This window comes from Streptomyces sp. NPDC001530 (assembly GCF_042894545.1).
GTDB lineage: Bacteria > Actinomycetota > Actinomycetes > Streptomycetales > Streptomycetaceae > Streptomyces.
The window spans coordinates 158,033-171,354 of the sequence record NZ_JBIAVS010000013.1; the positions used below are offsets into that span (position 1 = coordinate 158,033).

At 70.1% G+C, this 13,322-nt stretch carries 12 protein-coding genes and 1 pseudogene; 9 read left to right on the forward strand and 4 right to left on the reverse strand.

Annotated elements, in window-relative coordinates:
• The 4 genes from ACFY0T_RS26980 to mutM all read left to right on the forward strand — a co-directional run bounded on the left by ACFY0T_RS26980 (window position 1) and on the right by mutM (window position 2,199).
• The gene (locus tag ACFY0T_RS26980; protein ID WP_388875547.1) at window positions 1-267 is read left to right on the forward strand and encodes a hypothetical protein; all 267 of its coding nucleotides are present in this window, start codon (window positions 1-3) and stop codon (window positions 265-267) included.
• A 426-nt stretch (window positions 268-693) separates the two neighbouring features.
• Window positions 694-1,083 carry a hypothetical protein gene (locus tag ACFY0T_RS26985; protein WP_388875549.1) on the forward strand — a complete coding sequence of 130 codons (390 nt, stop codon included), beginning with the start codon at window positions 694-696 and terminating at the stop codon, window positions 1,081-1,083.
• Window positions 1,084-1,136: 53 nt separating this feature from the next.
• Window positions 1,137-1,313, forward strand: a complete 177-nt coding sequence (locus tag ACFY0T_RS26990; protein ID WP_388875552.1) for a hypothetical protein — start codon at window positions 1,137-1,139, stop codon at window positions 1,311-1,313.
• Between the two features lie 25 nt (window positions 1,314-1,338).
• A complete protein-coding gene (mutM, locus tag ACFY0T_RS26995) occupies window positions 1,339-2,199 on the forward strand; it encodes a bifunctional DNA-formamidopyrimidine glycosylase/DNA-(apurinic or apyrimidinic site) lyase (protein ID WP_388875555.1) in 861 nt (286 codons plus the stop codon).
• Here mutM and ACFY0T_RS27000 read toward each other — a convergent pair.
• On the reverse strand, window positions 2,172-2,573 hold the full coding sequence (locus ACFY0T_RS27000; protein ID WP_388875558.1) for a winged helix-turn-helix transcriptional regulator: 402 nt from the start codon (window positions 2,571-2,573) through the stop codon (window positions 2,172-2,174). The two genes, mutM and ACFY0T_RS27000, sit on opposite strands and share 28 nt — an antisense overlap.
• A 133-nt stretch (window positions 2,574-2,706) precedes the next feature.
• Between ACFY0T_RS27000 and ACFY0T_RS27005 the strand changes: the two genes are divergently transcribed.
• Complete coding sequence (locus ACFY0T_RS27005) at window positions 2,707-3,309, forward strand: flavodoxin family protein (protein WP_388875561.1); 603 nt, start codon at window positions 2,707-2,709, stop codon at window positions 3,307-3,309.
• Between the two features lie 247 nt (window positions 3,310-3,556).
• Here the strand turns inward: ACFY0T_RS27005 and ACFY0T_RS27010 are convergent, their stop codons facing one another.
• Window positions 3,557-4,525, reverse strand: coding sequence for a CAP domain-containing protein (locus ACFY0T_RS27010; RefSeq protein ID WP_388875563.1), 969 nt, complete (start codon window positions 4,523-4,525; stop codon window positions 3,557-3,559).
• Between the two features lie 154 nt (window positions 4,526-4,679).
• Between ACFY0T_RS27010 and ACFY0T_RS27015 the strand changes: the two genes are divergently transcribed.
• The 4 genes from ACFY0T_RS27015 to ACFY0T_RS27030 all read left to right on the forward strand — a co-directional run bounded on the left by ACFY0T_RS27015 (window position 4,680) and on the right by ACFY0T_RS27030 (window position 11,576).
• Complete coding sequence (locus ACFY0T_RS27015; protein ID WP_388875566.1) at window positions 4,680-4,961, forward strand: acylphosphatase; 282 nt, start codon at window positions 4,680-4,682, stop codon at window positions 4,959-4,961.
• A 380-nt stretch (window positions 4,962-5,341) separates the two neighbouring features.
• The gene (locus ACFY0T_RS27020; protein ID WP_028802434.1) at window positions 5,342-5,545 is read left to right on the forward strand and encodes a hypothetical protein; all 204 of its coding nucleotides are present in this window, start codon (window positions 5,342-5,344) and stop codon (window positions 5,543-5,545) included.
• Window positions 5,546-5,752: 207 nt separating this feature from the next.
• A complete protein-coding gene (locus ACFY0T_RS27025) occupies window positions 5,753-9,904 on the forward strand; it encodes an AAA family ATPase (RefSeq protein WP_388875569.1) in 4,152 nt (1,383 codons plus the stop codon).
• Window positions 9,905-10,157: 253 nt separating this feature from the next.
• On the forward strand, window positions 10,158-11,576 hold the full coding sequence (locus ACFY0T_RS27030) for a sugar porter family MFS transporter (RefSeq protein ID WP_388875572.1): 1,419 nt from the start codon (window positions 10,158-10,160) through the stop codon (window positions 11,574-11,576).
• A gap of 85 nt (window positions 11,577-11,661) precedes the next feature.
• Here ACFY0T_RS27030 and ACFY0T_RS27035 read toward each other — a convergent pair whose 3' ends face one another.
• Both ACFY0T_RS27035 and ACFY0T_RS27040 read right to left on the reverse strand, forming a co-directional pair.
• Window positions 11,662-12,642 (reverse strand): LLM class flavin-dependent oxidoreductase, encoded by a 981-nt coding sequence (locus ACFY0T_RS27035; RefSeq protein WP_388875575.1) that lies wholly within the window; start codon window positions 12,640-12,642, stop codon window positions 11,662-11,664.
• 47 nt (window positions 12,643-12,689) lie between these two features.
• Window positions 12,690-13,254: pseudogene (locus ACFY0T_RS27040) on the reverse strand (cytosine permease).
• Window positions 13,255-13,322: the final 68 nt, after the last annotated feature.

Here is a 13,322-nt window from a genome sequence, read left to right on the forward strand (position 1 = left end):
GTGGGGGCGAAGGACGGGAACCGACGGGAGAACGCCGTCATCGGCGAGCACAGTTCCCAGATCGGCGAGGTCCGCGGCGACGTCACTGTCGTCACCGGGAGCCCGGGAAACTCCTCCAGGGCACCCGGCCTGATCCGGGTCCCGGACGCCGATCCCTTCCGGCCGGGCGTGCACCGGCCCCTCCGCGGCGCCGGGTCCGGGACCGCCGCCGCGCCCCTGCCGGCGTACGTCCCGCGTGACACCGGCGTACGCGATCTGCGTCCCTGATCGAACAGGCCGCCGACCGCACCGGCTTCGTCCTCCTGGTCGACGGCTCCTCGGTCGGCAAAACACGCTCGCTGCACGAGGGGCTCCAGGATCTGCCGGCCGAACTCCTCCACGACGAGGACCAGGAGACGGACGAGGACCCGGAGACGAACGGGCCATCCCCGTCCTCGAGTTGCTCGTCGAGCGGGAGTACGACGACGCGATCCTGTTCCTCGCCGAGCTCCTCCAGTAGAACGGACACGTCGAACGGCTCCAAGAGCTCACCGAGGAGGGGTACTTCGACGCGGCCCGCTGTCTGGCCGACCTCCTCGACGAGAGGGGTCGGACGGACGAGGCGATCGAGACCCTGTGAGAGTTCGCGGACCAGGGGAACGGCGACGTCGACCACATCTCGTCCGACTGCCGGCCAAGTGCCCAGACCTCGACGTGCTCCTGGAACGCGCCGAGGACGGCGACGCGCACGCGGCCACCGAGGCAGCGACGTTGCCTCGCGTGCGAGGCGAAGTCGGCCGGGCCGTCAAGCTGTTGACGCAGCTCGCGGACGAGGGCGGCGGATATGCCGCCAGGGGACCGGCAGAACTCCTCGGCGCCACCGGCCGGTTGGACGAGCTGCGAACGCGGGCCGAGACGGCCGAGCCGCGCGCGGCCCACACACCGGCCCGCCTCCTGCTGAAGCAGGGCGAGTTCGACGAGGCGTTCCGGCTGAGCGACCAGGCGCAGTCGTCCACGCTGCACGGCGAGATCGTCGACGCACTCGTGGCACATGGCGACGCCGACCGCCGTACGGCTCCTCACGGAGAAGGCCGACGGCGGTGATGCGTACTGGACCTCCCGGCGCGCGGAGCTGCTCAAGGCACACGGCAGGGCGGATGAGCCGCGCGCTGATCGACCGGGGGGACACGGGCGCCGCTTGGAGGCTCCACGACCTCCTCAAGGAGCAGGTGAAGGAAGCCGAGGCCCGCGCCCTGATGATCGGCGCTCTCACCTCCGACGGCCGCCTGGCCGACCCCTGTTGGCCGCGAGGTACGCTGCGGACATCGCCCTGAGTCCCGCGCCCTCCGGAGGAGTCCCGTGCCCGAGTTGCCCGAGGTCGAAGTCGTGCGGCGGGGCCTGGAGCGCTGGGTCAGCGGGCGGGTCGTGAACACGGTCGAGGTGCGGCATCCGCGGGCCGTGCGGCGGCATCTGGCGGGGCCCGAGGGCTTTGCGAAGGCGCTCGCCGGGCAGCGCGTGGGAGAGGCCATGCGGCGCGGCAAATATCTGTGGCTGCCCCTCGATGACTCCCCGTACTCCGTGCTCGCGCACCTCGGCATGAGCGGCCAGCTCCTGGTGCAGCCGGAGGACGCCCCGGACGAGAAGCACCTGCGCATCCGCATCCGCTTCGAGGACGACGAGGCCACCGAGCTGCGCTTCGTCGACCAGCGCACCTTCGGCGGACTCTCGCTGCACGAGAACACCCCCGAGGGCCTCCCGGACGTCATCGCGCACATCGCCCGCGACCCGCTCGACCCCCTCTTCGACGACGCCGCGTTCCACACGGCCCTGCGCGCCCGCCGTACGACGATCAAGCGCGCCCTGCTCGACCAGTCACTGATCAGCGGGGTCGGCAACATCTACGCGGACGAAGCGCTCTGGCGCTCCAAGCTGCACTACGAACGCCCCACGGGCACCCTCACCCGGCCGCGCACCGTCGAACTGCTCGGCCACATCCGCGACGTGATGAACGACGCCCTCGCCGCCGGCGGCACGAGCTTCGACAGCCTGTACGTCAACGTCAACGGGGAGTCGGGCTACTTCGACCGCTCGCTCGACGCGTACGGGCGCGAGGGCGAGCCCTGCCGACGGTGCGGCACGCCAATGCGGCGGCGCGCCTGGATGAACCGGTCCAGCTACTTCTGCCCGAAGTGTCAGAGGGCGCCGCGCGTCTCGTCGTAACGCTGACGTGCTTCGAGCACGTCGTCCATGCGGCCCTCCACGAACTGGATGAGGGTGATCAGACGCCCGGCGACGTCGCGTCCCAGCGGGGTCAGTTCGTAGTCCACGCGGGGCGGGTTCGTCGGCTGTGCCTCGCGGTGCACGAGGCCGTCGCGCTCCAGCGCGTGCAGGGTCTGCGACAGCATCTTCTCGCTCACGCCGTCGACACGGCGGCGCAGCTCATTGAAGCGGAGAGAGCCCTCGTGCAGTGCGCCGAGGGTGAGTGCGCCCCAGCGCCCCGTGACGTGCTCCAGCGTGCCGCGCGAGGGACAGGCCTTGGAGAACACGTCGTACGGGAGGTTCTGCTCCTCCGTGCGCTCCTGCGTGGTGGTCATGGCTCAAGCGTACTCGAACGCAGCGCTATCCGGGAGGTTGCACTAACTGAAGGTTAGTGCTTTCCTTTTGTCATCACCGGTGAGCTGCTGCTTCCGCTCGGCTCCCGTTTTCGTCCCCTGAGGAGTACGTACCGTGACGACCCCCGTTGTCTCCATCGCCTACCACTCCGGCTACGGCCACACCGCTGTCCTCGCTGAGGCCGTCCGCTCCGGTGCCGTCGAGGCCGGCGCCCTGGTCCACCTGGTCAAGGTCGACGAGATCACCGACGCGCAGTGGGAGCTGCTCGACGCCTCGGACGCGATCGTCTTCGGCTCGCCGACCTACATGGGCACCGCGTCCGGCGCCTTCCACGTCTTCGCCGAGGCGTCCTCGAAGCGCTGGTTCGGGCAGGACTGGAAGGACAAGCTCGCCGCCGGGTTCACCAACTCCGGCTCCAAGAGCGGCGACAAGCTGCACACCCTGCAGTTCTTCCAGATCCTGGCCGCGCAGCACGGCATGAACTGGATCAACCTCGGCCTGCACCCGGGCTGGAACAGCAGCACCGCCTCCGAGCACGACCTCAATCGCCTCGGCGTCTTCGCGGGCGCCGCCGCCCAGACCAACGTCGACGAGGGTCCCGAGACCGTCCACAAGGCCGACATCGCCACCGCCGAGCACCTCGGCCGCCGGATCGCGGAGGCGGCACGGGTGTTCGCGCTGGGGCGTGCGGCCGTGGCCGAGGTGGCCGCCGCGTAAGCGTTTACGCAAGCCTTTACGTAAACGCTTGCGCAAGCGTTTACGGGCTGGCGAGCGCTAACGCGTCAGCGAGCCTTTGACGCGCCTACGTATCGCCTAGGCATAAGGACGCGCCTACGTATCGCCTAGGCATAAGGACGCGCCTACGTATAAGGACGAGCGTTGACGCTCCTACACATACGCGAAAGCCGCGCCCATCCTGTCCAGGTGGGCGCGGCTTTCGCGTGTCGAGGAGCGGAGTCGTCGGCTAGTAGCCGAAGTCCTGCGTCCACCAAGGGCCGCCCGAGCCGAAGTGGGCTCCCACGCCGAGGGTCTTGAAGTCGCAGTTGAGGATGTTGGCGCGGTGGCCGGGGCTGTTCATCCAGGCTTCCATCACCGCTGCGGCGGTGGCCTGCCCGCGGGCTATGTTCTCGCCGCCCAGGTCGGTTATCCCCTCCTTCGCCGCCCGGTCCCAGGGGCTGAGCCCGCTCGGGTCGGTGTGGTCGAAGAAGCCGCGCGCGTCCATGTCCTCGCTGAAGGCCTGGGCCAGGTCCGACAGCGCGCTGTTCGCCGCCACCGCGCTGCAGCCCACCTTGGCCCGCTCCTCGTTGACCAGCTTGAGCACCTCGGCCTCGGCCACGGTCTCGGCGGACACCGGCACCGGCGGGTTGGCCTTCGGCGCCTTCGTGGCGGCCTGGGAGGGCTTCGTCGGGTGCGCCTTCGTCTTGCTCGGCTTGGCGGTCGGCTTCTTCGGAGGCGCCGTGGTCGGCGCGGTGGACGACGTCGAGGCAGCGCCCGAGGCCGAGGCCGAGGGTGAGGCGGAGCGGTCGGCGTCGCGGCTCGTCGACGTGTCGTCGCGGGAGTCCGCGCTGCCGGAGGTGCCGCCCTGCTGGGTCTCCAGCCCGGACGGGGAGCTCGCGGCCTGCACGTTGTCGGAGTTGCCGCTGCCGCCGCCGAGCGAGTAGTTGTCGCTGCCGGGCAGCACGCCGCTCGCGACGGCGATCGTGCCCAGCGCCACGGCCGCCGAGACGCCGAGCAGACCCGTACGGACGGGGGTCGCGGCCTTCCTCTTGCGGTGCGAGCGGGCAGTGGCAGCGCGCGGGAGGTCGGCGACTGCGGCGTAGCCGTACAGATTCTCCGGACCGTAGCTGTCCGTGTCGGTCGCGTATGTATCTGTGACCCCGGTGGCGCGGCCTGTGGCGGCGCGGCCGGCGGCGGAGCGTCGGTGGCGTCCCATCTCCTGGGCCTTCCTCGATCTTGCGGTCAGCGATCCTCAATCGAACGTCACTCGAAAGAGTGAGTTTCATATGAGACTCATTGGGTCGGGACGGTACCCCATGCCGCAAGGGGAGGAAGTGCTCCCTGAGACATTGTCCGGTTAGCGTGCACCCATGAACGAGGTTGCACGGCTGGTCGTCTGGGTGCGCGGAAGGGTCCAGGGTGTGGGTTTCCGCTGGTTCACGCGGGCCAAGGCGCTGGAGATCGGCGGGCTGAGTGGCTTTGCTCTCAATTTGGACGACGGGCGGGTGCAGGTCGTCGCGGAGGGCTCCCGGGACGGATGTCAGAACCTGCTCGACTGGCTTCAGGGGGACGACACGCCCGGGCGTGTGGACGGAGTCACTGAGATCTGGGACACGCCCCGGGGGATCTACGACGACTTCGCCATCCGCTGACCGATGACCTCGACAAGACCCAGGCAGAAGCGGTAGCGCATGCCACTGGCACCTGCCGGAAGCAGAAATGACCTGGTGGTTGCCAAGAACGGCCAGTCGTGGCAGGCTCCCCGGTTAAGGATGATCTCCACGCCCTGAGGGCCCCGCAGGAGTCGCAGCGCAGCCGTCCAAGGGCCGCGCGACAGCGGGTTGCCCGCCAATACGGGGCGTGATCGTGTTGACCGTCAAACTTTTTGGTGAGACGCTGAAAGCCCCGCGCACCTTAGCTGTTTGACATGTGGAACGGCAGCAGGACATCAGCAGTGTCAAGCATCGCGGGTGCGATTCCCTCACGACCCACACCGCTTCGGTCGGTCACTCAGTGTGGAGGACCATCCATCATGGCAAAGGCGCTTCTCGGTTACGTCGGCGGTTCCGACCCGCGACTCATTGCCGAGATGCGACGGCTCCAGCAGCGCGTACAGGACCTCGAATCCGAGCTCGTACGGATCCAGGCCGAGAATGACGCGCTCGCGGCTGCCGCTTCTCACGACTCGCTTCTCGAGAGCATCGACGTACCCCAGGCGGAGCCTGCGCTCACCTGATCACTGCACCGCACTACGACAGCAGTGGTTGGGCTGCCCGTATCAACCGCTAAGTTGTCAGATTTGCAAGGGACGCCTCTTCGGCGTCCCTTCTTTCTTTCCCCCGCGCTGTTCCACACTCTTTAACGTCTGGTGTGCCCTGCACGTTCATGGGTGAAACCGCGCGTTCATGGAGTGAGACCGGCACGAAAGGTAGAGTCCGGCGGCGTGCACCTCAAGGCCCTGACCCTGCGCGGGTTCAAATCGTTCGCCTCGGCGACCACGCTCAGGTTCGAGCCGGGGATCACCTGTGTCGTGGGCCCCAACGGTTCGGGCAAGTCCAATGTCGTGGACGCGCTGAGCTGGGTCATGGGCGAGCAGGGGGCCAAGTCGCTGCGCGGCGGCAAGATGGAGGACGTCATCTTCGCCGGCACCACCGGGCGGCCGCCGCTCGGCCGGGCCGAAGTGTCCCTCACCATCGACAACTCCGACGGCGCGCTGCCCATCGAGTACGCCGAAGTCACCATCACGCGGATCATGTTCCGCAACGGCGGCAGCGAGTACCAGATCAACGGTGACACCTGCCGCCTCCTCGACATCCAGGAGCTGCTGTCCGACTCCGGCATCGGCCGCGAGATGCACGTCATCGTCGGCCAGGGCCAGCTCGACTCCGTCCTGCACGCCGATCCGATGGGCCGCCGCGCCTTCATCGAAGAGGCGGCGGGCGTCCTCAAGCACCGCAAGCGCAAGGAGAAGGCGCTGCGGAAGCTGGACGCGATGCAGGCGAACCTCGCGCGCGTGCAGGATCTGACGGACGAGCTGCGGCGGCAGTTGAAGCCGCTCGGACGGCAGGCCGCCGTCGCCCGCCGCGCCGCCGTCATCCAGGCCGACCTCCGGGACGCGCGCCTGCGCCTGCTGGCCGACGATCTCGTACGACTCCGCCAGGCGCTGCAGACCGAGATCGCCGACGAGGCCGCGCTCAAGGAGCGCAAGGAAGCCGCTGAGACCGAGTTGAAGAAGGCGCTCCAGCGAGAAGCCCTCCTGGAGGACGAGGTACGGCAGCTGACGCCGCGCCTCCAGCGCGCCCAGCAGACCTGGTACGAACTTTCGCAGCTCGCCGAGCGCGTGCGGGGCACGATCTCGCTGGCCGACGCGCGTGTGAAGAGCGCCACTTCCGCGCCTCCCGAGGAGCGGCGCGGCCGCGACCCCGAGGACATGGAGCGCGAGGCCGCGCGGATCCGGGAGCAGGAGGCCGAGCTCGAAGCCGCCCTGGAGGCGGCCGAGCGCGCCCTTGAGGACACCGTCGCGCACCGCGCCGAACTGGAGCGCGAGCTCGCCGTCGAGGAGCGCCGCCTCAAGGATGTGGCCCGCGCCATCGCCGACCGCCGCGAGGGTCTCGCCCGCCTCAACGGCCAGGTCAACGCCGCCCGTTCCCGCGCCGCCTCCGCGCAGGCCGAGATCGACCGGCTCGCCTCCGCGCGCGACGAGGCCCAGGAGCGCGCGGTCGTGGCCCAGGAGGAGTACGAGCAGCTGAAGGCCGAGGTCGACGGCCTCGACGCGGGTGACGCGGAACTGACCGAGCAGCACGAGGCGGCCAAACAGGCGCTGGCCGAGGCGGAGGCCGCGCTCACGGCGGCCCGCGAGGCGGCCACGGCGGCGGAACGCAAACGCGCCGCGACCCAGGCCCGCCACGAGGCCCTCGCCCTCGGCTTGCGCCGCAAGGACGGCACGGGCGCGTTGCTCGGGGCGAAGGACCGGCTGACGGGACTGCTCGGGCCCGCGGCCGAACTGCTCTCGATCGCCCCCGGCTTCGAGGTCCCACTGGCGGCGGCCTTCGGCGCGGCCGCGGACGCGATCGCGGTGACGACCCCCGCCTCGGCCGCGGAAGCCATCCGCCTCCTTCGCAAGCAGGACGCCGGCCGGGCGGCGCTGTTGCTGGCGGGGGCACCGGAGGAGCCCGCCGCGGCGCCGCATTCCGGCCGCACGGCCGACAGCGGCACCACCGCCCACGCGCGGGCCGTCCCGGCCCAGGGCGACGGCATCGACACCGGGGCCGGCGGCACGGCGGCGTGGAGCGGCCATGGTGCTGCCGCTGGCGAACGCGGGGATGGCTGGGCAGGACCGGGCGCGGCTGGGGGAGCGCGGCCTGCGGCGGCGGCTCACGACGCCACCGATGACGTAGGCGCGGATGGTTCGGCAGGGCCGGGCGCGGCTGCGGCGGCGAGTGCCCCGGGTGCCACCGATGGCGTACGCGGGGATGGTTGGGCGGGGCCGGGCGCGGTCGCGGCGGCGAGAGTTCATGGCGCCACCGCTGGCGAACACCGGGATGGTGCGGCAGGGCCGGGCCTGGCTGCGGCGGCGAGTGCCCCGGGTGCCACCGATGGCGTACGCGGGGACGGTTCCGCCGGACCGGGTGCCGGTGAGGCAGCGCAGGACGCGGCGGCGAGTGCCCACAGCGCCACCCATGACGTACGCCATGAGGCCGGGGCCGGGCAGCTGAGGGCGCCCGGCGGCGGGTCCCCGGAGTGGCGCGGCCACGAGTACGCCTCGGCCGGTGGCCATCAGGGCCGGTCCGATGGCCCCCCGTACGCCGCCGACCTCGTCCGGGGCCCCGCCGAACTCATGCCCGCCGTACGGCGGCTGCTGCGCGGGATCGTCGTCGTGGGCACCCTCGAGGATGCCGAGGACCTCGTCTACGCGCGGCCCGGGCTCACCGCCGTCACCGCCGAGGGCGACCTGCTCGGCGCGCACTTCGCGCACGGCGGGTCCGCCGGGGCGCCCAGCCTGCTGGAAGTGCAGGCGTCCGTGGACGAGGCGGCGGCCGAGCTCGAGGAACTCGCCGTACGGTGCGAGGAGTTGACCGAGGCCCAGTACGCCGCCACCGAGCAGAGGAAAGAACGGGCCGCGCTCGTCGAGGAGTTGGGCGAGCGGCGGCGGGCCGCCGAGCGGGAGAAGTCGTCCGTGGCACAGCAGCTCGGGCGGCTGGCCGGGCAGGCGAGGGGTGCCGCCGGGGAGGCCGAGCGGAGCACCGCCGCAGCCGCGCGGGCGCAAGAGGCGCTCGACCGGGCCGTCGAGGAGGCCGAGGAACTGGCCGAACGGCTCGCCGTGGCCGAGGAGATGCCCGTAGAGGAGGAGCCCGACACCTCCGTGCGCGACCGGCTCGCCGCCGACGGCGCCAACGCGCGGCAGACGGAGATGGAGGCCCGGCTCCAGGTCCGTACGCACGAGGAGCGGGTCAAGGGGCTCGCCGGGCGGGCCGACGGGCTCGACCGGGCCGCACGCGCCGAACGTGAGGCACGCGCGCGTGCCGAGCAGCGGCGGGCCCGGCTGCGCCACGAGGCGGCCGTCGCCGAGGCCGTCGCCTCCGGCGCGCGCCAGCTGCTCGCGCACGTCGAGGTCTCGCTGACGCGGGCCGAGGAGGAGCGGGCCGCCGCCGAGCACGCCAAGACGCACAAGGAGCAGGCGCTCGGCGCCGCGCGCAATGAAGGCCGCGACCTCAAGGCGGAGCTCGACAAGCTCACGGATTCGGTGCACCGCGGCGAGGTACTCGGCGCCGAGAAGCGGCTGCGCATAGAGCAGCTGGAGTCGAAGGCGCTGGAGGAGCTCGGTGTCGAACCGGCGGGGCTCGTCGCGGACTACGGTCCCGACCAGCTCGTGCCGCCCTCGCTCCCCGCCGAGGGCGAGGAACTGCCGGAGGACCCGGAGCACCCGCGCAACCAGCCCCGCCCGTTCCACCGCGCCGAGCAGGAGAAGCGGCTCAAGTCGGCCGAACGGGCGTATCAGCAGCTCGGCAAGGTCAACCCGCTCGCCCTGGAGGAGTTCGCCGCGCTGGAGGAGCGCCACAAGTTCCTCAGCGAGCAGCTGGAGGACCTCAAGAAGACGCGCGCCGACCTGCTTCAGGTGGTGAAGGAGGTCGACGAGCGGGTCGAGCAGGTCTTCACCGAGGCCTACCGGGACACGGCCCGGGAGTTCGAGGGCGTCTTCAGCCGGCTCTTCCCGGGTGGGGAGGGACGGCTGATCCTGACCGATCCCGACAACATGCTCACCACGGGCGTGGATGTGGAGGCCCGCCCTCCGGGTAAGAAGGTCAAGCGGCTGTCCCTGCTCTCCGGCGGCGAACGGTCGCTGACCGCCGTGGCGATGCTGGTGTCGATCTTCAAGGCGCGGCCCAGTCCGTTCTATGTGATGGACGAGGTCGAGGCGGCGCTCGACGACACCAACCTGCAGCGGCTGATCCGCATCATGCAGGAGCTGCAGGAGGCCTCGCAGCTGATCGTGATCACGCACCAGAAGCGCACGATGGAGGTCGCCGACGCGTTGTACGGCGTCTCCATGCAGGGCGATGGTGTGTCGAAGGTCATCAGCCAGCGGCTGCGCTAGATACGTGTAGCCCGCACCGGTCGTGACCTGGGGCTTTCGAATGAGTTCAAGTCTTGAAGGCAATCGCACCTCGCCTGCGCCAAAAATTCACAGCAAGGGACCTGTTGACTTCGAAACTTGAAGGCATAGTCTCTGCAACGTTGCTTTTACCTTCAGGTGGTGGGCGGCGTGAAAGTCGTGCGCCACTGGACCCCACCCGTAGGGCTTGCCCCCACCCCACTGGCAGCGAGGCCGGTGGCCCGAGGAGTTACACGTGACCAGCACAGCGCAGGCACCCAGGTCAGGAGCCCGAGAGGCTCATCCCGAACATCTCGGGCATGTCATCTTCATCGCGGCGGCGGCCGCGATGGGCGGCTTCCTCTTCGGCTACGACAGCTCCGTGATCAACGGCGCCGTCGAGGCCATCCGGGACCGCTACGACATCGGCTCCGCGGGCCTGGCGCAGGTCATCGCCATCGCCCTGATCGGCTGCGCCATCGGCGCCGCGACCGCCGGCCGCATCGCCGACCGCATCGGCCGCATCCGGGTCATGCAGATCGCCGCCGTGCTCTTCACGGTCAGCGCCGTCGGTTCGGCGCTGCCCTTCTCGCTGTGGGACTTCGCCCTCTGGCGCGTCGTCGGCGGCTTCGCCATCGGCATGGCTTCGGTCATCGGCCCCGCCTACATAGCCGAGGTCGCCCCGCCGGCGTACCGCGGCCGCCTCGGCTCCTTCCAGCAAGCCGCGATCGTCATCGGCATCGCCGTCTCGCAGCTGGTCAACTGGGGCATCCTGAACGCCGCCGACGGCGACCAGCGCGGCGAGATCATGGGCCTCGAGGCATGGCAGATCATGCTCGGCGTCATGGTCGTCCCGGCCGTCCTCTACGGTCTGCTCTCCTTCGCGATCCCCGAGTCGCCGCGCTTCCTGATCTCCGTCGGCCGCGACGCCCGCGCGCGTGAGGTGCTCGCCGAGGTCGAGGGCAAGGACATCGACCTGGACGCCCGCGTGCTGGAGATCGAGCACGCCATGAAGAGCGAGCACAAGTCGTCCTTCAAGGACCTGCTCGGCGGCGGCTTCTTCTTCAAGCCGATCGTCTGGGTCGGCATCGGCCTCTCGGTCTTCCAGCAGTTCGTCGGCATCAACGTCGCGTTCTACTACTCCTCGACGCTGTGGCAGTCGGTCGGTGTCGACCCGACGGACTCGTTCTTCTACTCGTTCACGACGTCGATCATCAACATCCTCGGCACCGTGATCGCCATGATCTTCGTCGACCGGATCGGCCGTAAGCCGCTCGCGCTCATCGGCTCCGTCGGCATGGTCATCGGTCTCGGCCTCGAGGCCTGGGCCTTCTCCTTCGACCTCGTGGACGGCAAGCTGCCGGCCGCCCAGGGCTGGACCGCCCTGATCGCCGCGCATGTCTTCGTCCTCTTCTTCGCCCTCTCCTGGGGTGTCGTGGTCTGGGTCTTCCTCGGCGAGATGTTCCCGAACAAGATCCGCGCCGCCGCGCTGGGCGTCGCCGCCTCCGCGCAGTGGATCGCCAACTGGGCCATCACCGCGAGCTTCCCGTCGCTGGCCGACTGGAACCTCTCCGCGACCTACGTGATCTACACGGTCTTCGCCGCGCTCTCCATCCCCTTCGTGCTCAAGTACGTGAAGGAGACGAAGGGCAAGGCCCTGGAGGAGATGGGATAACCACCTCCCCCCGATGAACTCGGGGAGAAGGGCCAAGTCCCCGCTGCCCCTCTCCTCGTACTCGTAAGAGACGTACTGCCCCGGCTCAGCCTTCGAGGTCCTTGAGCCGGGGCAGTACGTTTTCGCAGAAGAGCTGGAGGCTGCGCCAGCCCTCGTCGACGGGCATCCCGCCGGACAGCGGATGCAGCACGTAGGTGTCCAGGCTCAGCGCCACGCACGCGTCGGGTGTGAGGATCCGGTAGACGCCCTCGGCGCGCAGCTCGTCGACCGTCGTGGCCGCCGACCTCACCGCCGAGCGGATGTCGCCGGACTGCCAGGAGGCGTACGTCCGTGCCTCGTGCAGGAAGTGCTCGCCGTACTCGGCCCACGCCCGGTCCGGGTCCTCGGCGATGTGCAGCAGCGGGGTCTCGGCGGCAGGCATCATGGTCCAGCCCTCGGTGCCGTACTCGATGAGCCGCTCCTTGTAGTACGCCTCCAGCTCGGGAAGGTGCGCGCTGGGGAAGAACGGCAGCCCGAGCCGGGCGGCGCGCCGGGCCGCGGCCTTGGAGGAGCCGCCGACCAGCAGCAGCGGGTGCGGATCGGAGAACGGGCGCGGGGTGACCCGTACCGTACGGCCCCGGTACGTGAACTCCTCGCCGGTCCACGCCTTCAGCACCGTCTCCAGGAGCTCGTCCTGGAGCTTGCCGCGCCGCTTCCAGTCGACGTCGAAGAGGGCGTACTCCTCGGGCCGGTAGCCGATTCCGGCCACCGTCACGAGGCGTCCGCCGCTGAGCAGATCGAGTACGGCGATGTCCTCGGCGAGGCGCAGCGGATCGTGCAGCGGGCCGATGACCGCCGAGACGGTGACCGCTAGGTGCCGGGTCGCCCCGAACACCGCGCCCGCGAAAGCGAACGGCGAGGGCAGCCAGTTGTTGGCCACGCCATGGTGCTCCTCGGTCTGCACGGTGGTGATCCCGCGGTCGTCGGCGTACGCGGCCATCTCAACGGCCGCCTTGTAGCGGGCACTCAGTGAGGCGGGGGTGGCGTCGGGGTCAACGAGGTTGAAGCGTACGACCGTTACGGGCATGGGGAGCCCCCCTTCGTGTGTGGAGGGGGACGGTAGCTGACGGTTCGTCAGACAGCCATAGCGGTGGGCGCTTTGACGGGCTCGGCCGCGGGCGAGGTCACCGCGGGCTTCGGCAGGACGACGTACAGGAGGAAGGAGACCGCGATCGTCGCCACCCAGCCGAGGCCGTACGCGCCGATGGGGCGCTGCCCGTCGCCGGCGGACCCGTGAATCGCGGCGGCGATCAGCCCGGCACCGATCGTCTCCCAGCCCCAGCGGGTGATCCAGATCAGCGAGCCGAGGACGAGGTTCCCGCGCTGCCCGAAGACCGCCCGTGACAGGGCCATGTCGAGGGCGCCACCGCGCTTGCCCGCGAGCCGATCGGTCCGACCAGGTCGTACGACACGACCGGCCCCGCGACGCCGACGGTCAGGGCCTGCAGAAGTTGACTCCGTAGGGGACAGCCAGGGGCGCGCCCATGGTCAGCGGCAAGACGCTGATGTGGGCGGCGACCCAGGTGGGGAGGAGTCCGCGGGTTTTCGCGCGGCCCTCGGAGTGGGGGACGGGCTCGATGCCACGGGTTTCCAGGGCGCTGTGGGGATGTGTTTCGAGTGCGCCATCGTCCGATGCGATGGTGCTGGTGGCGAATCATCGCACTTTAATCCGATAAGTCACCTCTAGGGACCTATGTCCTTGGAGGA